Consider the following 16706-nt stretch of genomic DNA (forward strand, 5'->3'; position numbering starts at 1 on the left):
GGGGGATAGCGTCGGCGGGGTGATCCACGGATACCGAGCCGACCAGGTCCGCGCCGCCGAGCAGGGGGAGCCCGAGCTCCTCGAGTCCGGCGAGCTCATGCGCCGCGCCGCGAAGGCGCTGGCGAAGGTGGCCCGCCACCGGCTGCGCGAGCAGGACGGCCAGCGCGTCGTCGCGCTCGTCGGCCCCGGCAACAACGGCGCCGACGCCCTGTGGGCCGTGCACCGGCTCGCGAAGAAGGGGCTCGACGTCGCCGCGGTCGTCCACGACACGACCGCGGTGGCGGCCCAGCAGGAGGCCGCCGACGCCGCGGCCGCCGCCGGCGCACAGCTCCATGCGGGTGACGGTCCCGAGGCGCTCGCGACGATCTCCGCCGCGCACGTCGTCCTCGACGGCATCACGGGCCTCGGGGGACGCCCGGGGGTCCCGCTCTTCGCCCGGCACTGGGTCGACGCGATCTACCCCGGCGCCTACGTCATCGCCGTCGACGCCCCCTCCGGGCAGCCCGTCGACGGCGGACCGGTCGTGCCCGACGCTGTCTTCGCCGACGAGACGGTGACCTTCGTCGCGCCCAAGCCGGTGCACCTGCTGCCGCCCACCGAGTCGACGACCGGCCTGCTCACGGTCATCGACATCGGTGTCCGGGCGCCCGGCGAGCCGGCCGTCACCTCGCTCGACCCCGACGACGTCGCGGCCCTGTGGCCGGTCCCGCAGCGCGGCGACGACAAGTACTCCCGCGGCGTCCTCGGGCTCGTCGCCGGCGGCGAGTCCTACACCGGGGCGGCGGTGCTCTCCGCGACGGCGGCGGTCACCGCGGGCGTGGGGATGCTGCGCTACGTCGGCACCCCCGAGCCCGAGGCGCTCGTGCGCGTCTCCGTGCCCGAGGCCACCCACGGGCCCGGACGGGTGCAGGCCTGGGCGATCGGCCCCGGTCTCGACGTCGCGTCCCGGGCGAAGGGGGCCAAGGCGCAGCTCGACGTCGCGCGAGAGGCCCTCGACTCCGGTCTGCCGGTCCTCCTCGACGCCGGCGGCCTCGACCTCGTCACCGGGGTCCGCGACGCCCCGACCCTGCTCACGCCGCACGCCGGCGAGGCCGCCCGGCTGCTCTCGCGGCTCGGGGGCGGCGAGGTCGAGCGGGCCGACGTCGAGGCCGACCCGGTGACGCACGCCCGGCGGATCGGCGAGCTCACCGGCGCCACCGTCCTGCTCAAGGGCGCGAGCACCCTCGTCGTGCCCCCGAGCGGTCCGGTCCTCGTCCAGTCCAGCGCCCCGGCCTGGCTCGCGACGGCCGGCTCCGGCGACGTCCTCACCGGTCTCGTCGGCACCCTGCTCGCCGCCGGGCTCGACCCCGCGACAGCCGCCGCCCTCGGCGCGCTCGTCCACGGCGAGGCCGCGCACGACGCGAGCGGCGGCGGCCCCGTCCGGGCCCTCGCCGTCGCCGAAGAAATCGGTCGAACCCTCGCGCGCCTCCTGGCAGCATCGCCGGGGTGACCGACACCCCCTTCGCCGCCGCCACCCCCGACCGGGCCGCGCTCCTCGCGCTCTACGACGAGCACCTGCGTGCCGAGGGCGAGGTGCCCTCCGCCGACCGCGTCGAGCGGGTCGGCCCGGTCCTCGTCGGGCGCTACGGCGCCGAGCGAGGCTTCGTCACCTACCGCGACCTCGGCGGTCTCGACGCCGACGGCGTCGCCGACCTCGTCGCGCGGGTCGTGCGTCCGCTCCTCGACGACCCGGCGGTCGACGTCGTCGAGTGGAAGACACGCGGCCACGACGAGGCCCCGGGCCTTGACGAGGCGCTGCGCGCGCACGGCCTGCAGCCGCAGGAGGTCGAGTCGGTGATGATCGGCGCGGCGAGCGCGCTCGCGCTCGACCTGCCGCTGCCGCACGGCGTGACCATCCGTCGGGTCGAGGACGAAGGGGGGCTGCGCGCGGCCGAGGCGTGCGCGGCTGCCGTCTTCGACAGCTCGCCGCAGGACGCGCGCCGGATCGCCGACGAGATCGTGCGACGGGTGATGTCGGGGCGCGACGACCTCGAGATGTGGGTCGCCGAGCACGACGGCCAGGTGATCTCGTGCGGCCGGCTCGAGCCGGTGGGTGACTCCGGGGTCGCCGGCATCTGGGGCGGGGCCACCCTGCCGCAGTGGCGCCGTCAGGGCGTCTACCGGGCGCTCACCGCCGAGCGGGCCCGCTCGGCGATGCGGCGCGGGGTGCGCTGGATCCACTCGGACTCGACCGAGGGGTCCCGGCCCATCCTCGAGCGCTCGGGCCTCGTGCGGGTGACGACGACGACCCCCTACGAGTGGCGCCGGACCCGCTGAGCGGCCTGCGCGGTCGCCCGGGGCGGCCGACCTAGGATGGGACGACCATGTCCACCGCCTCGCTCGAGCCCACCTCGTCAGCCCCGCCCTACCTCGGCACGAGCCGCGTGAGCGTCGACCTCGACGCGATCCGCGACAACGTCGTCGAGCTCGACCGCCGGGCCGGTCAGGCCGGCGTCATGGCCGTCGTCAAGGCCGACGCGTACGGCCACGGCCTCGTCCCCTCGGCCCGGGCCGCGCTCGCCGGCGGGGCGCGCTACCTCGCCGTCGCCCAGCTCGCGGAGGCCCTCGGGCTGCGCCGCGCCGGTGTCGACGCGCCGCTGCTCACCTGGCTCTTCGCCCCGGGCGACGACCTCACCGAGGCGGTCCGGGCGGGCATCACCCTGTCCGCCGGCTCCCCGTGGGCGCTCGAGGCGATCGCCGGTGCCGCTCGCGAGACCGGCCTGACCGCCCGCACCCACCTCAAGGTCGACACCGGCCTGGGCCGTGGCGGGTCGTGGGGCGAGGACCTCGAGCACGTCCTGCGCCGGGCGGCCCAGCTCGCGACCGAGCAGGTCGTCGAGGTCGAGGGCATCTGGTCGCACTTCGCCTGGGCCGACGCCCCCGAGCACCCGACGGTGCGCGCGCAGCAGGAGGTCTTCGAGACGACGTGCGCGCGGGCCGAGCGGCTCGGGCTGCGGATCCCCCTTCGTCATCTCGCGAACTCCGCGGCGACCCTCACCAACCCCTCCGCCGCCTTCGACCTCGTCCGTCCTGGTCTGGCGGTCTACGGGCTGTCGCCGGTGCCCGACCTCGGGTCGCCCGAGGACCTCGGGCTGCGCGAGGCGATGCGGCTGACCGCTCGGCTCGTGTCGGTCAAGGACGCCCCGGCCGGCCAGGGCGTCTCCTACGGCCACGAGTACACGACCGCGCGGGCGACCCGCCTCGGCCTCGTGCCGCTCGGCTACTCCGACGGCATCCCGCGCCACGCGGGCAACGCCGGCCCGATCCAGGTCGGGGGAGACCGCCTGCGTATCGCCGGACGCGTGTGCATGGACCAGGTCGTCGTCGACCTCGGCCCGGGCAGCGACGCGCAGCCCGGTGACGAGGTCGTGCTCCTCGGCCGCGGCGTCGACGGCGAGCCGACCGCGCAGGACTGGGCGGAGGCGGCCGGCACGATCAACTACGAGGTCGTCACCCGCATCGGCGCCCGCGTGCCGCGGGTCTACCTCGGCGGGGCCGGCGCGGGAGAGCGGGCGTGATGGCCTCGCGACGCACGAAGACCGCGCTCGGGGCCTCGCTGGGCGCCGGTGTCATCGCCGCGGGCGCCGGGGCGATCGCCGCTCGCCGTGGCCACGGCCCGGTCCGCACCTCGCACCCCGACGGCACCCACCCGTGGGGCTTCACCCCCGGTCGGGTCGAGTCGGTCCTCGCGACCGACGGCACCGTCCTGCACGTCGAGGTCGACGAGCCGAAGGGGGCGACCCGCCGCGGTCGTCCCACCGTCGTCCTCGTCCACGGCTTCACCATCGACCTCACGACGTGGGCGCACCAGCGCCGGCGCCTCGTGCTCGAGGGCTACCGCGTCGTCACCTACGACCAGCGCAACCACGGGCTGTCCGGGCAGGGCGACCTCTCGGACTGCACGATCGAGCAGCTCGGCCGGGACCTGCGCAGCGTCCTCGAGGCCGTCGTCCCGAGCGGCCCGGTCGTGCTCGTCGGGCACTCCATGGGCGGCATGACGATCATGAGCCTGGCCCAGCAGCAGCCCGCGCTCGTCGAGGAGCGGGTGCGCGCGGTCGGGCTGGTGTCGACGAGCGCGGGCGGCGGCGGACTCGTGAGCGTCGGCTTCGGGCCCCTGCTCGACGGCCTCGTCGTGCGCCTCGGCCCGGGCCTGCTGCGCCGCCTCGGTTCGCGCGACGGCGTCTGGGGCGGTCTGCGGCGCGTCGGTCGTGACGCCGAGCGCACGGCGGTCCAGCGCTACGGCTTCGGCGAGAGGGCCGACGACGAGACGCTGTCGTACTTCTCCGACGTCATCTTCTCGACCCCGCTGGCGACGATCGCGGCCTTCCTGCCCCAGCTCGACGAGCTCGACGTCCGCGACGCACTCCCCGGGCTGGCGCGCACCGAGGTGCTCGTGCTCGGCGGCAGCCGTGACCAGCTGACTCCGCCGTCGCACAGCGAGGCCATCGTCGACCTCGTGCCGCGGAGCATGCACGTCGTCGTGCCCGGCGCGGGTCACCTCCTGCCGATGGAGCGGCCCGACGTCGTGACGAGCGAGCTCCTCGCGCTCGTCGAGCGCGGCGTCGCCGCGCGGGCCCGCAGCGGCCGCTCCGCCGCAGGGGCCGAGGTGCGCGACACCGGGTCGGGCGTCGGGGCGAGCGCATGACCTCGATCTCGCTGCCGACCCCGGAGAGCACCCGAGAGGCCGGCCGACGTCTCGGCGAGGCCCTGCGTGCCGGCGACCTCGTCGTGCTCACCGGCGGCCTGGGCGCCGGCAAGACGACGATGACCCAGGGCCTGGCCGACGGGGTGGGCGTGCGCGGGCCGATCACCTCGCCGACCTTCGTCATCGCCCGGGTGCACCCGAGCCTCGTCGGCGGGCCGGCTCTCGTGCACGTCGACGCCTACCGGCTCGGGGGCGCCGCCGAGCTCGACGACCTCGACCTCGACACCGACCTCACCGACAGCGTCACCGTCGTCGAGTGGGGCAGCGGGCTCGTCGAGGACCTCAGCGAGGACCGCCTCGAGATCACCCTCGCCGCCGACCCCGAGACCGAGGCGCGCACGCTGACCCTCACCGGCCGTGGCCGGTGGGCCGGCGCGCCCGCCGACGCCCTCGTCCGATCCCTCACCGCGGAGGTCTGATGCTCCTCGCGCTCGACACCTCGACCTCGGCCGTCGCCGTCGCCCTGCTCGACCTCGACGGCGGCCTGCTGGCGCAGGAGCACGTCGTCGACCCCCGGGGCACGACCGAGCTCCTCGCGCCGCTCGTGCAGCGGGCGCTCGCCGCCGCCGGTGCGACGCCGGCCGACGTCGAGCTCGTCGCGGTCGGCACCGGCCCCGGTCCCTTCACGAGCCTGCGGGTCGGCATCGTCACCGCGCGGACCTTCGCCCTCGCCCGCTCGGTGCCCGTCCTCGGGGTCCCCTCGCACGACGCGATCGCCCACGAGTGGTACCTCGCCGGGGGGCGGGGCCCGCTGCTCGTCGCGACCGACGCCCGACGCAAGGAGGTCTACGCGAGCGTCTACGCGCAGGCCGCGGGCGACGAGAGCGCGCTGCCCTGGCAGCTGACGCGCGGTCCGCTCGTCAGCCGCGCCGTCGACCTGCCCGAGGGCGAGCGCGTCCTGCCCACCGCCGGTCGTGGTCCCTCGCTCTACCCCGAGGCGCTGGCGAACGCCGACGGCCCGCTCGACGTCTCCGCCGCCGCGCTCGGCGGGGTCGCCCTGGCCCGGCACCGCCTCGGACTCGACCAGCCCACCGACCCGCTGTACCTCCGCCGCCCCGACGCCACCCCGTCGGTGCCACGCTCGGCGATCGGCGCCCAGCGCCAGGACGAGCAGACGCCCGGCACCGCCTCCGCCGGGCCCGCGGGGGCGACCCAGCAGTGAGCGCGACCGCGACGACGCCGACGTGGCGCGCGGTCGGGTGGCGAGACATCCCCGCGCTCGCCGCGCTCGAGCAGCAGATCTACCCCGACGACGCGTGGTCCGAGCAGTCCTGGTGGGGCGAGCTCGCCGCGCGTCCGCGGCGCGACTACGTCATCGTCGAGGACGACGAGGGCGTGCTCGGCTACGCCGGTCTGGACCACGGCGGCGAGGTGGGTGACGTCATGACGATCGCCGTCGCGCCGCGCGGCCGCCGCCGCGGGCTCGGTCGGTCGCTGCTCGACGAACTCGTCGCCCGGGCGCGGGCCGGGGGCGCCGCCCGCCTGCTGCTCGAGGTGCGCGCCGACAACGTCCCGGCCCGTGCCATGTACGAGGCCGCCGGGATGAGGCTGCTGAGCACCCGACGCGGCTACTACCCCGGGGGAGTCGACGCGCTCGTCCTCGGGCTCGACCTCGACACCCCTTCGCCGCCCGACGGACCGGAGAGCCGATGACCCCGCCCACCACCTCCACCCCGCTCGTCCTCGGCATCGAGACGTCGTGCGACGAGACCGGCATCGGGATCGTCTGCGGCGAGGAGCTGCTCGTCGACGCGATCGCCAGCTCGGTCGAGGAGCATGCCCGTTTCGGCGGCGTCGTGCCCGAGGTCGCCAGCCGCGCCCATCTCGAGGCGATGGTCCCGACCCTCGAGCGTGCGTGCGCCCAGGCCGGTGTGCGCCTGCAGGACCTCGACGGCATCTCCGTGACCTCCGGGCCCGGTCTGGCCGGCGCGCTCATGGTCGGCGTCGCCTCGGCGAAGGCCCTGTCCGTCGCCCTCGGCGTCCCGCTGTACGGGGTCAACCACCTCGCCAGCCACGTCGCCGTCGACATCGTCGAGCACGGGCCGTTGCCCGAGCCGACCCTCGCGATGCTCGTCTCGGGCGGGCACTCCTCGCTGCTGCTCGTCCCCGACGTCACGCACGACATCCGCAGCCTCGGCTCGACGATCGACGACGCGGCCGGCGAGGCCTTCGACAAGGTCGCGCGGGTGCTCGGGCTGCCCTTCCCCGGCGGGCCGCACGTCGACCGGGCCGCGCGCGACGGGCAGGTCGTCATCGACTTCCCCCGCGGGCTGACGACCGGTCGCGACATGCAGCGCCACCGCTTCGACTTCTCCTTCTCGGGGCTCAAGACCGCCGTCTCGCGGTGGGTCGAGCACCAGCGCGCCGACGGCGTCGCGATCTCCGTGCCCGACGTCGCCGCGTCCTTCCAGGAGGCGGTCGTCGACGTGCTCACCCGCAAGGCCGTCCTCGCGTGCACCGAGCACGACGTCGCCGCGCTGCAGGTCGGCGGAGGTGTCGCCGCCAACTCGCGGCTGCGGGCGATGGCCCAGGAGCGCTGCGACGCGGCCGGCATCGAGCTGCGCATCCCGCGACCGGGCCTGTGCACCGACAACGGCGCGATGGTCGCCAGCCTCGGCGCGCAGATGATGATCAAGGGCCGCCCCGCGAGCGACCTGTCGCTCCCCGCGGACTCCTCGATGCCGGTGACCGACGTGCAGTCCGGGCTGCCGGTGCACGTCGACCACGACCACGCCCACTGAGGCCGCCGCCCCCTTCGCACCCCGCCGCGCCCCCTTCGTGCTCGGCTACGCCTCCACCTACCACGCCGTAGGTGGGGCGATCACGACCAGTACGGCGTGGTAGCCGGGTCGGCAGCCGGCGGCGAGGGGGGGCTGGCGACGGGGGGCCGGCGGAGGGGCGAGCGCGGACGGGGTCAGCCGCAGCGCAGCAGGCCCATGTCCTCCTTCAGAGTGAGGACGCGCGTCACCGAGGCCTGCACCTGCTCGGCGAAGTCCTCGTCGGACGCCGCCCGGCGCACGATCGCGGAGGTCATCGTCTGCGTCTGGGTCGCGTCGGCGGTGAGGACGACGTCGCCCCCGGCGGCGATGAAGCGGGTCGCGCGCTGGCCGACGGGCACGTCCGCGACCGCCTTGGCCACCCCGACGTCGTCGGTGACGACGACGCCGTCGAAGCCCATCTGCTCGCGGAGCAGGTCGGTGACGACCGCCCGGCTGAAGGGCGCCTGGTTGTCGGCGTCGATCTTCGGGTAGCGGGCCGACCCGACCATGACGAGCGTCGGCGTGGCCCGCATCGCGGCGGCGAAGGGGGCGAGGTGCGGGTCCGACGTCGTCGCCGTGGAGTCGGTGATGCCCGAGGCCGTCGCGTCGGTGTTGCCGGTGATCCGGCCGATGCCGGGGAAGTGCTTCGTCGTCGGCATGACACCCGCCGCGTGCATGCCCTTCGCGAAGGCCGTCGCGCCCCGCGTCACGGCCGCGGGGGTCGAGCCGTACTCGCGCCCGTACTGCCCGATGGGGGCGTTGCCCCGGCCGATCTCGGCGGGGACGGTGTCGGTCGTCGGGGCGAGGTTGACGTTGACCCCCGCCTGCTCGAGCTCGGCTCCCCACCCCTTCGCCTGCCGGGTGAGCTCGGCCGGTGCGAGGGCACCCTGCTCACGCCCGGAAGGGATGGTCGAGAAGCCCTCGCCGGTGAGCTGCTGGACCTCGCCGCCCTCCTGGTCGGCCGCGACGAGCACACCGACGCGGGTGCCGCCGACGCGCACCGCGGAGTCCTGCAGGTGCTCGCTCGTCGCGGCGACGTTCGCCCGGCCGGTCCAGCCGCCGAGGTAGAGCATGCTGCCGAGCCCGTCGGCGAGCTGTACGTCGAGGCCGTTCGTGCCCATCTGGGGGGTGAGCGCGACCATGAGCAGCTGGCCGGCGTGCTGGGTCGGCGTCATCGCCGCGACGGTGCGGCTCACGCAGGACGAGACGACCGGGGTGCTCGACGTGCTGCTCGTGGCGCTCGAGGTGGTGCTGCTGCTCGGGCTCGAGGCGCTGCTGGGGGAGGTGCTGCTCGAGGTGCCGCTGGAGGACGCGCTGCTGGAGGACGTGCTGCTCGTGCCGGTGCTGCTCGAGACGGGGGAGTCCCCCGAGCACGCGGCGAGGGCGAGGACCGCCAGGGTCGCGGGGGTGAGGAGGTAGCGGTGCGTCACCCGGGTCACGCTACGCGAGCGGCTCGACGACGACCGCCGCGCTCTCGCCGGCCACCCGCGTCAGCACGACGACCGCCTGGGCCCCGTCGCCGGCCCCGCGGCCGATGCGCAGCCCGCGTCGCAGCTGCTCGTCGTCGACCCGGATCCCGCGCTTCTTGATGGTCAGACCGGTGATGCCGCGCTCGCGCAGCCAGGCGCGCAGCACCTTGACGTTGTAGGGCATCGCCTCGACGACCCGGTAGCCGCGGGCGAAGGGGACGTCGTGCGCGCTCTCGCTCGTCACGAGCCCCAGACCGGGCTCGACCTCCGCCCCGCCGACCTCTCGGGTCAGCGCGCCGACGAGACCGGCCCGCACCACCGCGCGGTCGGCCTCGTAGAGGTGCGCGCCGAGCCCGCCGAGCGAGGCGACGGCGGGCGGGTCCTCGTCGGCGTGCGACTGGTCGACCCGCACGCTCGGCGCCCCGTGGCGCATGACGAGCGCGCTGCGCCCGGCGGTGCGCACGAGGGGGCCCCACCACACAGAGCACTCGAGGACCGTGCCGTCGTAGGAGACCCACTGCGCCTCGGTGCCCAGCGGGGGCACGTCGTGCGGCAGAGAGGGCGACATCTTCACCCCGGTCGCCGGCACGGCGGTGGCCAGCTCGAGGACGAGGTCCCACGACGGCGAGAGCTCCTCGAGCCGGAAGACCCGACGGGTGCGCCCCTGCGCGTCGGCGACACCGGGGGTGCGCCGCGCGGGGTCGAGCCAGATGCCGACCCGGGCGTGGATCGGGTCCGCCGGGGGCTGCAGGTCCTCGGCCAGGCCGACGCGTGCGCGGCTGTCCGGCCACGGCCGCAGGTTGCTGTCGGCGACGGCGGCGGTCACGGGGTCGCGGTCGAGGCCCTGGACGGTGACGCCGAGAGAGCTCATCGCCATCGCGTCCGAGCCGATGCCGCAGCCGAGGTCGTGGACGGTCGCGAGCGAGGCGGCGGCGAAGCGGGCGGCGTGAGTGGCGGCCACCTCGAGCCGGGTGGCCTGCTCGAGCCCGTCGGGGGTGAAGAGCATGCCGTCGGCGAACTCGCCGAACTTGTCCCGGGCGCGGTGGCGCAGCCGGTGCTGGGTGAGCGCCGCGGCGACGAGCTCGGGGGAGTGCCCCTGCGCCCGCAGCCGGCCCTGCACCGCGAGCACCTGCGACTCGTCGTACGGGGGGAGCGAGCTCAGCAGCTCGTGCCCCTGGGGACCCGCGAGGGCCTTGACCGTCGTGACGTCCACCGCCCCACCCTCTCACCCCCCTTCGCGCGGTGCGCCGCTCGGCCCGGCCTCCCCAGGCCGTGCCGTGCTGCGCGCTGCGCGAAGGGGACCCGTCGTCGGCGTGGCCCCCTGAGACCTCCTCCGGTCGGCCAGACCCCACGCGAAGGGGGACCTCTCTGGCCCCTTCGCCAGTGAGGTCCCCCTTCGTCCCTCCGGGGGCTGCCAACGGTCCCTGCGCCGGGCAGACGGGTGGCTGATCTCCTGCGCGCGCCCGCACCAGCGGGGTCACGCGGTCGAGCTCAGCTCGGGAGGCTCCTTCCGCGCAGACCGGCGCGACGTCATGATGTGTCACGCCCGGATCTGGCTGTGGTCTCGGTGCGATTCGTCCAGGTGACATGCTCTGACGGAGCACACCCCTTCGTGCAGAGATGAAGTGAATCCCTTGAAGGCCTTGCCCGCGCCCGACGAGCTCGTGTACCGGCTCACGCCGACCGAGCTCATGACGTCGCGCTTCGGCATCTCCGCCCTCACCGAGGCCTGCCTCTCGCTGCGCGTCATCCGTCGGCCGGAGGACTACCCGCACCTGCGCGAGTGGCGTCGGCACGTGCTCGCGACGACGCCGCTGCCCGTCCTGCAGACCCTCGCCGCGCTCGTCTCCGACGACATGTCGACCCCGGAGTTCCTCAACCCGCGGCCGCACGCGGGGGCGCCGGACTTCGCCGCCGAGATGCGCGAGCTGGCCCGCATGGACCCGGCCGTCGTCGGTGCCGAGCTCGACGTGCTCTTCCCCGACCGTCGCCCCCTGGCGCTGCAGGGCTCGGACGTCGCCGTGCACCGCCAGGTCGTCGCCGCGATGCAGGCGTACTGGACCCACAGCTTCGCGCCGTGGTGGGAGCGGATCAGCGCCGCGCTGCGCGAGGACATCGCCGTGCGCTCCGACGTCGCGGTGACCGCGGGGCTGCTGCCGGCTCTCGACCAGCTGAGCCCCCATCTCGAGGTCACGGCGACGCAGGTCGTCTGCCGCAACCCCAACGGGCCGAATTTCGAGGCCGACGTCGACGGGCGAGGGCTCGTCTTCGTGCCGACCCTCTTCGCGCCCTTCCCGGCCTGCCCGGTGCACGAGGGGGCGCAGCCCTACGTCCTCTACCCGGCGCGTCCGGTGCCGCTCGGGGCCGCACCGCACCGCCCCGACCTCTCCGCCCTGCTCGGCCCGGCCCGCGCGGCGGCGCTGTCCTCGGTGGGCCTGGAGACGACGAGCACCGCCCTCGGTCGCCACCTGGGCGTCTCCACCTCGGCCGCCGGCCAGCACCTGCGGTGGCTCACGAGGGCCGGCCTGCTCGAGCCGAGCCGGCGGGGGAGCAGCGTCTACTACGCACCGACCGCGACGGGCCGCCAGGTCCTCAGCTCCCACCACCACGGCCCGCGCTGACCGCCTGCTGGCACTCAGGTTGACCGAGTGCTAACGAGCGGCCTAGATTTCTGCTTGGCACTCTCCACTGGTGAGTGCCAGGACCAGAGCCGGTCGACCCCCGCGACGGCGAGCGGCTCTGACCACCGAAGACAAGCGAAGTAACTTCCATCGAAGGAGCCAACGTGTCGGTTTCGCTCAAGCCGCTCGAGGACCGCATCATCGTCAAGTCGCTCGAGGCCGAGCAGACCACGGCCTCCGGCCTGGTCATCCCGGACACCGCCAAGGAGAAGCCCCAGGAGGGCGAGGTCGTCGCCGTCGGTCCGGGCCGCGTGTCCGACGCCGGTGAGCGCGTCGCCATGGACATCTCCGTCGGCGACCGCGTCATCTACAGCAAGTACGGCGGCACCGAGGTCAAGCACGGCGGGACCGAGTACCTCATCCTCTCGGCGCGCGACGTCCTCGCGATCGTCGGCTGACCCACCTCTCAGCACGCTGACGCCCCGGGTGCGGGCCCGCCCGGGCTCCCCGGGGCGTCGCGCTGACCTCCCCCCTTCGATCAACAGTAAGGACTGACATGGCCAAGGAACTGGCGTTCAACGACTCCGCCCGTGACGCCCTCCAGCGTGGCGTCGACCAGCTCGCCAACGCGGTGAAGGTGACGCTCGGCCCCAAGGGCCGCAACGTCGTCATCAACAAGTCGTGGGGCGCCCCCACGATCACCAACGACGGTGTGACGATCGCCCGCGAGATCGAGCTCGAGGACCCCTACGAGAACCTCGGCGCGCAGCTCGCGAAGGAGGTCGCGACCAAGACCAACGACGTCGCCGGTGACGGCACGACGACCGCGACCGTCCTCGCCCAGGCCATGGTCAAGGAGGGCCTGCGCAACGTCGCCGCGGGCGCCGCCCCGTCCGGCCTCAAGCGCGGCATCGACAAGGCCGTCGAGGCCGTCTCCGGGCGTCTGCTCGAGACCGCCCGCGAGGTCGAGGGCAAGGACGAGATCGCCCAGGTCGCCTCGCTCTCCGCGCAGGACCAGACCATCGGCGGGATCATCGCCGAGGCCTTCGACAAGGTCGGCAAGGACGGCGTCATCACGGTCGAGGAGTCCTCGACCGCCGAGACCTCGCTCGACTTCACCGAGGGCATGCAGTTCGACAAGGGCTACATCAGCCCCTACTTCGTCTCCGACGCCGAGCGCATGGAGGCCGTCCTCGAGGACGCCTACGTCCTCATCAACCAGGGCAAGATCTCCACGGTCGCCGACATCCTCCCCGTCCTCGAGAAGGTCGTGCAGTCCGGCAAGCCGCTGCTCATCATCGCCGAGGACATCGAGGGCGAGGCGCTGTCGACGCTCGTCGTCAACAAGATGCGCGGCACCTTCAACGTCGCGGCCGTCAAGGCCCCCGGCTTCGGCGACCGCCGCAAGGCGATGCTGCAGGACATGGCCATCCTCACGGGTGCCCAGGTCATCGCCGAGGAGGTCGGCCTCAAGCTCGACCAGGCCGGTCTCGAGGACCTCGGCCAGGCCCGTCGCGTCGTCATCACCAAGGACGCCACGACGATCATCGACGGCCAGGGTGAGAGCTCGCAGGTCGAGGGCCGGGTCAACCAGATCAAGGCCGAGATCGAGCGCACCGACTCCGACTGGGACCGCGAGAAGCTCCAGGAGCGCCTCGCCAAGCTCGCCGGTGGCGTCTGCGTCATCCAGGTCGGTGCCCACACCGAGGTCGAGCTCAAGGAGAAGAAGCACCGGATCGAGGACGCGATCTCCGCGACGCGCGCCGCGATCGAGGAGGGCATCGTCGCCGGTGGCGGCTCCGCCCTCGTGCACGCCGTCTCCGTCATCGACACCCTCACCCTCGAGGGCGACGAGGCGACCGGCGCGAGCATCGTGCGCAAGGCCGCTGTCGAGCCGCTGCGCTGGATCGCCGAGAACGCCGGCCTCCAGGGCTACGTCGCGGTCTCGAAGGTCTCCGAGCTCGAGCCGGGTCAGGGCCTCAACGCCGCGACCGGTGAGTACGGCGACCTCGTCGGCGCCGGCGTCATCGACCCGGTCAAGGTCACCCGCTCCGCGCTCGTCAACGCCGCGTCGATCGCGTCGATGGTCCTCACCACCGACACGCTCGTCGTCGACAAGCCCGAGGACGAGGAGCCCGCTGCCGCGGGCCACGGTCACCACCACTGACCCGACCTCACCCACGACGGGGCGACGCACCACGGTGCGTCGCCCCGTCGTCGTCTCGGTGACCCGGCACCGATGGGACCCGTGGGGGTCAGAAGGACCCCGAGGACCCGCCGTCGCCGCCTCCGCCCCCTCCCCCGCCGAAGCCGCTCCCGCTGTCGAAGCCGCCACCCATGTGCCCGCCGTGATGGTGATGGTGGTGCGACATGCCGAGCGCGACGCCGGCCGCGCTCGAGCGGTGGCGCGAGGACCCGCGACCGCCTGTCACCACGGCCACGAGCCCGAGGACGACGACGAGGCCCCCGACGAAGGCGAAGGGGACGCCGTAGAGGTCCTGCCCCGTCGCGACCCCGTCGTCGCCGACGTCCCACGGCCCGCCGAGCATCTCGTCGTGCTCGACCCAGTCGCTCTCGGTGTCGGCGCCGGTGCGCTGGGCGGGGCTGCCGGCCTCGGCCGCGGCGAGCTCGACGGCCCGGGCCACCGCGGTCTCCCAGCGCCCGTCACGCAGAGCAGGTCGGACCTGCCCGATGATGCGCGCGGCCTCGCGGTCGGTGAGCCGCGCCCGCTCGCGGCTGCCGACCTGGACCCGGATGCGGCGGTCCTGGGTCGCGACGACGACGAGGACCCCGCGTCCGACGCCGGCCCGCCAGCTCGTCCCCACCCGCCGGGCGTAGGCCTCGACGTCCTCGTCACCGGTCGTGCGCACGACGAGCGCCCGGACGACGACCCGGGGCTCGGAGCGGGCGGTCTCGCGCAGCGAGCGTGCGAGCCGGCTGCGCTGACCCGAGGTCAGCACGTCGTCCGGGTCGGCGAAGCGGGTGGCCGAGGAGGGCGCCGGCGGCACCGGCACGCGCTCGGCCGCGGCGGCGGGCGCCAGCACGAGCAGGGGCAGCAGCGCGGCAAGCAGCACCTGCAGCGCACGGACGGACCTGCTCATGACGACCCCTTGCCGACATCGCGGGCCCTGCACCCGCGTGTGCGGAACCTACCGGCTCCCGCACCTCCCCGCTCGTCGCCGCGCAGCGGGCAGGAGAGCTCGGCTCAGCAGGTCAGGGCGTCGAGGAGCACGCGGACGGCGGGGGACTCGCGCATCGACACCCGCGACAGCGCGAGCACCTCGCGGGTCGGCACGGGGTCGACGACGGGCACCGCGACGAGGTCCGCCGTGAGCTCGGAGCGGCCCATGCGCGGCACGAGGGCGACCCCGAGACCGGCGCGCACGAGCGCCAGCTGGGCGTCGAACTCGGCCGACTCGTGCACGACCCGCGGCCGAGCCCGGTGCAGCGCATGCATGTGGACGAGCCACTCGCGGCAGATCGTCCCCTCGGGCGTCGCCACCCAGCTCTCGTCGACGAGGTCGGCGGCGCGGACCTCATGGGCCGTGGCGAGGGGATGACCCGCCGGGACGACGAGGTCGGCCCGGTCCTCGCGAAGCGGGCGGACGTCGACGTGCTCGGGGATCGACAGCGGCACCGTCCCCCACGAGTGGGTGATGCCGAGGTCGACCCGACCGGCGGCGACGAGCTCGACGGTCTGCCACGGCTCGCTCTCGCTGAGGCGCAGGCGCAGGTCGGGCCAGGTGCGCAGTACGTCGCGGGCGACCGGGGCCACGAGCCCGCGCAGCGCCGTCGAGAAGGCCGCGACGCTCAGCTCGCCGACGACGCGGTCGGCGGCGGCCTGCAGCCCGGCCTCGACCTGCTCGACGGCGCGCAGGACCTCGCCACCGGAGTCGCAGAGCCGCCGGCCGTGCTCGGTGAGGATGACGCCGCGCCCCACGCGCTCGAGGAGCGGCAGGCCGACGGCCCGCTCGAGCCGCTTGACCTGCTGCGAGACCGCACTCGTCGTGTAGCCGGTCGCCTCCGCCGCGGCGACGACGGTGCCGTGGTCCTGGACGGCGCGCAGCGCGCGGACGGCGTCGAGATCGATCATGCAGCGAAGGTACACGGTCAGCACGCAGATCATTTGCTGGTGCTACGAGGTCGTCGCGCGCAGACTGGCACGCATGACCCCTCGCGACACCGGGCTCGCCGCCCTCATGGCCCTCATCTGGGGGAGCAACTTCGTCGTCATCGAGTGGGGTCTGCAGGACGTCCCGCCGCTGCTCTTCGCCGCGATGCGCTTCGTCCTCGTCCTGCTGCCGGCGATCTTCCTCGTGCCGCGCCCGGCGCTGTCGTGGCGGGTGCTCGCCACGGTCGGGCTCACCGTGAGCCTGGGCCAGTTCTCGATGCTCTACCTCGCGCTGCACCTCGGGATGCCGAGCGGGATGGCCGCGCTCGTCCTGCAGGTCCAGGTGCCCCTCACCATCGTCATCGCGGCCGTCGTCCTCCACGAGCGGGTCGCCCCGGCGGTGGCGATCGGTGTGGGCGTGGCCGTCGTCGGACTCGCCGTCGTCGCCCTCGGCCGGGGAGCGGCCGGCCTGCTCCCCTTCGCCGTCACCCTGCTCGCCGGCCTGTCCTGGGCGGTCGGCAACGTCGTCGTGCGGGCGAAGGGGGTGCCCGGTGGCCTCGGTCTGACGGTCTGGTCCTCGCTCGTCGTGCCGCTGCCGCTGCTCGCGCTGTCCCTGCTCGTCGACGGCCCGGCGACCGTCGTCGACGCCCTCTCCGGGCTCGGCTGGCGCCCGCTGCTGTCGACGGCATGGACGGCGGTCGTCTCGACGCTCGTCGGCTACGGGATCTTCTACTCGCTGCTCCACCGCAACCCCAGCGCGACCGTCGTCTCGTGGGTGCTCGCGGTGCCGCCGCTGGCGATCCTGCTCGCCTGGGTGCTGCAGGGCGACCAGCCCTCGGCGACCGACCTCGTCGGTGCCGGCATCGCGATGACCGGCCTGGCCGCGGCCCAGCTGCTCCAGGCCCGCGCGCGCCGCGCCCCGGTGCTGCCCGAGGTCGTCCCGGCCCGCTGACCCGCCCTGGGTGTCGGACGGCGGGTCGCCGGCGACGGACGAGCCCTGGC

At 74.7% G+C, this 16706-nt stretch carries 17 protein-coding genes; 13 read left to right on the forward strand and 4 right to left on the reverse strand.

Going from position 1 to position 16706, the window contains the following annotated elements; genetic code table 11:
- Positions 1-19: 19 nt before the first annotated feature.
- From EEW87_RS16210 to tsaD, 8 genes are read left to right on the forward strand one after another with little or no spacing between them, the layout of a single operon-like run.
- Positions 20-1489 (forward strand): bifunctional ADP-dependent NAD(P)H-hydrate dehydratase/NAD(P)H-hydrate epimerase, encoded by a 1470-nt coding sequence (locus EEW87_RS16210; RefSeq protein WP_240341620.1) that lies wholly within the window; start codon positions 20-22, stop codon positions 1487-1489.
- The gene (locus EEW87_RS16215; protein ID WP_123091214.1) at positions 1486-2316 is read left to right on the forward strand and encodes a GNAT family N-acetyltransferase; all 831 of its coding nucleotides are present in this window, start codon (positions 1486-1488) and stop codon (positions 2314-2316) included. Before EEW87_RS16210 ends, EEW87_RS16215 begins: the two co-directional genes overlap by 4 nt.
- 47 nt (positions 2317-2363) lie before the next feature.
- On the forward strand, positions 2364-3557 hold the full coding sequence (alr, locus tag EEW87_RS16220; RefSeq protein ID WP_123091213.1) for an alanine racemase: 1194 nt from the start codon (positions 2364-2366) through the stop codon (positions 3555-3557).
- A complete protein-coding gene (locus EEW87_RS16225; protein ID WP_123091212.1) occupies positions 3557-4684 on the forward strand; it encodes an alpha/beta fold hydrolase in 1128 nt (375 codons plus the stop codon). Before alr ends, EEW87_RS16225 begins: the two co-directional genes overlap by 1 nt.
- The gene (tsaE, locus tag EEW87_RS16230; RefSeq protein ID WP_123091211.1) at positions 4681-5163 is read left to right on the forward strand and encodes a tRNA (adenosine(37)-N6)-threonylcarbamoyltransferase complex ATPase subunit type 1 TsaE; all 483 of its coding nucleotides are present in this window, start codon (positions 4681-4683) and stop codon (positions 5161-5163) included. Before EEW87_RS16225 ends, tsaE begins: the two co-directional genes overlap by 4 nt.
- Entirely contained in the window at positions 5163-5906 is a 744-nt protein-coding gene (gene tsaB / locus EEW87_RS16235; RefSeq protein WP_318825923.1) for a tRNA (adenosine(37)-N6)-threonylcarbamoyltransferase complex dimerization subunit type 1 TsaB, read from the forward strand. Before tsaE ends, tsaB begins: the two co-directional genes overlap by 1 nt.
- Entirely contained in the window at positions 5903-6397 is a 495-nt protein-coding gene (rimI, locus tag EEW87_RS16240) for a ribosomal protein S18-alanine N-acetyltransferase (protein WP_123091210.1), read from the forward strand. Before tsaB ends, rimI begins: the two co-directional genes overlap by 4 nt.
- The gene (gene tsaD / locus EEW87_RS16245) at positions 6394-7485 is read left to right on the forward strand and encodes a tRNA (adenosine(37)-N6)-threonylcarbamoyltransferase complex transferase subunit TsaD (protein WP_123091209.1); all 1092 of its coding nucleotides are present in this window, start codon (positions 6394-6396) and stop codon (positions 7483-7485) included. The genes rimI and tsaD overlap by 4 nt, the downstream gene beginning before the upstream one ends.
- Positions 7486-7658: 173 nt before the next feature.
- Here tsaD and EEW87_RS16250 read toward each other — a convergent pair whose 3' ends face one another.
- Positions 7659-8678 (reverse strand): glycoside hydrolase family 3 N-terminal domain-containing protein, encoded by a 1020-nt coding sequence (locus tag EEW87_RS16250; protein WP_123091558.1) that lies wholly within the window; start codon positions 8676-8678, stop codon positions 7659-7661.
- On the opposite strand from EEW87_RS16250, the gene EEW87_RS16255 reads away from it, so the two are divergent.
- Positions 8644-8922 (forward strand): hypothetical protein, encoded by a 279-nt coding sequence (locus tag EEW87_RS16255; RefSeq protein WP_148041535.1) that lies wholly within the window; start codon positions 8644-8646, stop codon positions 8920-8922. The two genes, EEW87_RS16250 and EEW87_RS16255, sit on opposite strands and share 35 nt — an antisense overlap.
- 21 nt (positions 8923-8943) lie before the next feature.
- Here the strand turns inward: EEW87_RS16255 and EEW87_RS16260 are convergent, their stop codons facing one another.
- On the reverse strand, positions 8944-10185 hold the full coding sequence (locus EEW87_RS16260) for a class I SAM-dependent methyltransferase (RefSeq protein ID WP_123091207.1): 1242 nt from the start codon (positions 10183-10185) through the stop codon (positions 8944-8946).
- 421 nt (positions 10186-10606) lie between these two features.
- Between EEW87_RS16260 and EEW87_RS16265 the strand changes: the two genes are divergently transcribed.
- The 3 genes from EEW87_RS16265 to groL all read left to right on the forward strand — a co-directional run bounded on the left by EEW87_RS16265 (position 10607) and on the right by groL (position 13760).
- Positions 10607-11593: an ArsR/SmtB family transcription factor gene (locus EEW87_RS16265; RefSeq protein ID WP_148041534.1), complete on the forward strand. Its 987-nt coding sequence runs from the start codon at positions 10607-10609 to the stop codon at positions 11591-11593.
- 164 nt (positions 11594-11757) lie between these two features.
- The gene (groES, locus tag EEW87_RS16270) at positions 11758-12051 is read left to right on the forward strand and encodes a co-chaperone GroES (protein ID WP_068273266.1); all 294 of its coding nucleotides are present in this window, start codon (positions 11758-11760) and stop codon (positions 12049-12051) included.
- A gap of 98 nt (positions 12052-12149) precedes the next feature.
- Entirely contained in the window at positions 12150-13760 is a 1611-nt protein-coding gene (gene groL, locus EEW87_RS16275) for a chaperonin GroEL (protein ID WP_123091205.1), read from the forward strand.
- 88 nt (positions 13761-13848) lie between these two features.
- Here the strand turns inward: groL and EEW87_RS16280 are convergent, their stop codons facing one another.
- Together EEW87_RS16280 and EEW87_RS16285 are read right to left on the reverse strand one after the other, a co-directional pair.
- Positions 13849-14694 carry a TPM domain-containing protein gene (locus tag EEW87_RS16280; protein WP_123091204.1) on the reverse strand — a complete coding sequence of 282 codons (846 nt, stop codon included), beginning with the start codon at positions 14692-14694 and terminating at the stop codon, positions 13849-13851.
- A gap of 104 nt (positions 14695-14798) precedes the next feature.
- The gene (locus EEW87_RS16285; RefSeq protein WP_123091557.1) at positions 14799-15686 is read right to left on the reverse strand and encodes a LysR family transcriptional regulator; all 888 of its coding nucleotides are present in this window, start codon (positions 15684-15686) and stop codon (positions 14799-14801) included.
- A gap of 73 nt (positions 15687-15759) precedes the next feature.
- Between EEW87_RS16285 and EEW87_RS16290 the strand changes: the two genes are divergently transcribed.
- Positions 15760-16656: an EamA family transporter gene (locus tag EEW87_RS16290; RefSeq protein ID WP_123091203.1), complete on the forward strand. Its 897-nt coding sequence runs from the start codon at positions 15760-15762 to the stop codon at positions 16654-16656.
- Positions 16657-16706 lie beyond the last annotated feature (50 nt).

Source organism: Janibacter melonis (assembly GCF_003721155.3).
In the GTDB taxonomy this organism is placed as follows: Bacteria; Actinomycetota; Actinomycetes; order Actinomycetales; family Dermatophilaceae; genus Marihabitans; species Marihabitans melonis.

Bases quoted from the DNA above. Each gene is read 5' to 3' on its own strand.
- alr (WP_123091213.1), top strand. From the start codon at position 2,364: ATGTCCACCGCCTCGCTCGAGCCCACCTCGTCAGCCCCGCCCTACCTC.
- EEW87_RS16225 (WP_123091212.1), top strand. From the start codon at position 3,557: ATGGCCTCGCGACGCACGAAGACCGCGCTCGGGGCCTCGCTGGGCGCC.
- tsaE (WP_123091211.1), top strand. From the start codon at position 4,681: ATGACCTCGATCTCGCTGCCGACCCCGGAGAGCACCCGAGAGGCCGGC.
- tsaB (WP_318825923.1), top strand. From the start codon at position 5,163: ATGCTCCTCGCGCTCGACACCTCGACCTCGGCCGTCGCCGTCGCCCTG.
- tsaD (WP_123091209.1), top strand. From the start codon at position 6,394: ATGACCCCGCCCACCACCTCCACCCCGCTCGTCCTCGGCATCGAGACG.
- EEW87_RS16255 (WP_148041535.1), top strand. From the start codon at position 8,644: ATGAGCAGCTGGCCGGCGTGCTGGGTCGGCGTCATCGCCGCGACGGTG.
- EEW87_RS16250 (WP_123091558.1), bottom strand. From the start codon at position 8,678: ATGACGCCGACCCAGCACGCCGGCCAGCTGCTCATGGTCGCGCTCACC.
- groL (WP_123091205.1), top strand. From the start codon at position 12,150: ATGGCCAAGGAACTGGCGTTCAACGACTCCGCCCGTGACGCCCTCCAG.
- EEW87_RS16280 (WP_123091204.1), bottom strand. From the start codon at position 14,694: ATGAGCAGGTCCGTCCGTGCGCTGCAGGTGCTGCTTGCCGCGCTGCTG.
- EEW87_RS16285 (WP_123091557.1), bottom strand. From the start codon at position 15,686: ATGATCGATCTCGACGCCGTCCGCGCGCTGCGCGCCGTCCAGGACCAC.
- EEW87_RS16290 (WP_123091203.1), top strand. From the start codon at position 15,760: ATGACCCCTCGCGACACCGGGCTCGCCGCCCTCATGGCCCTCATCTGG.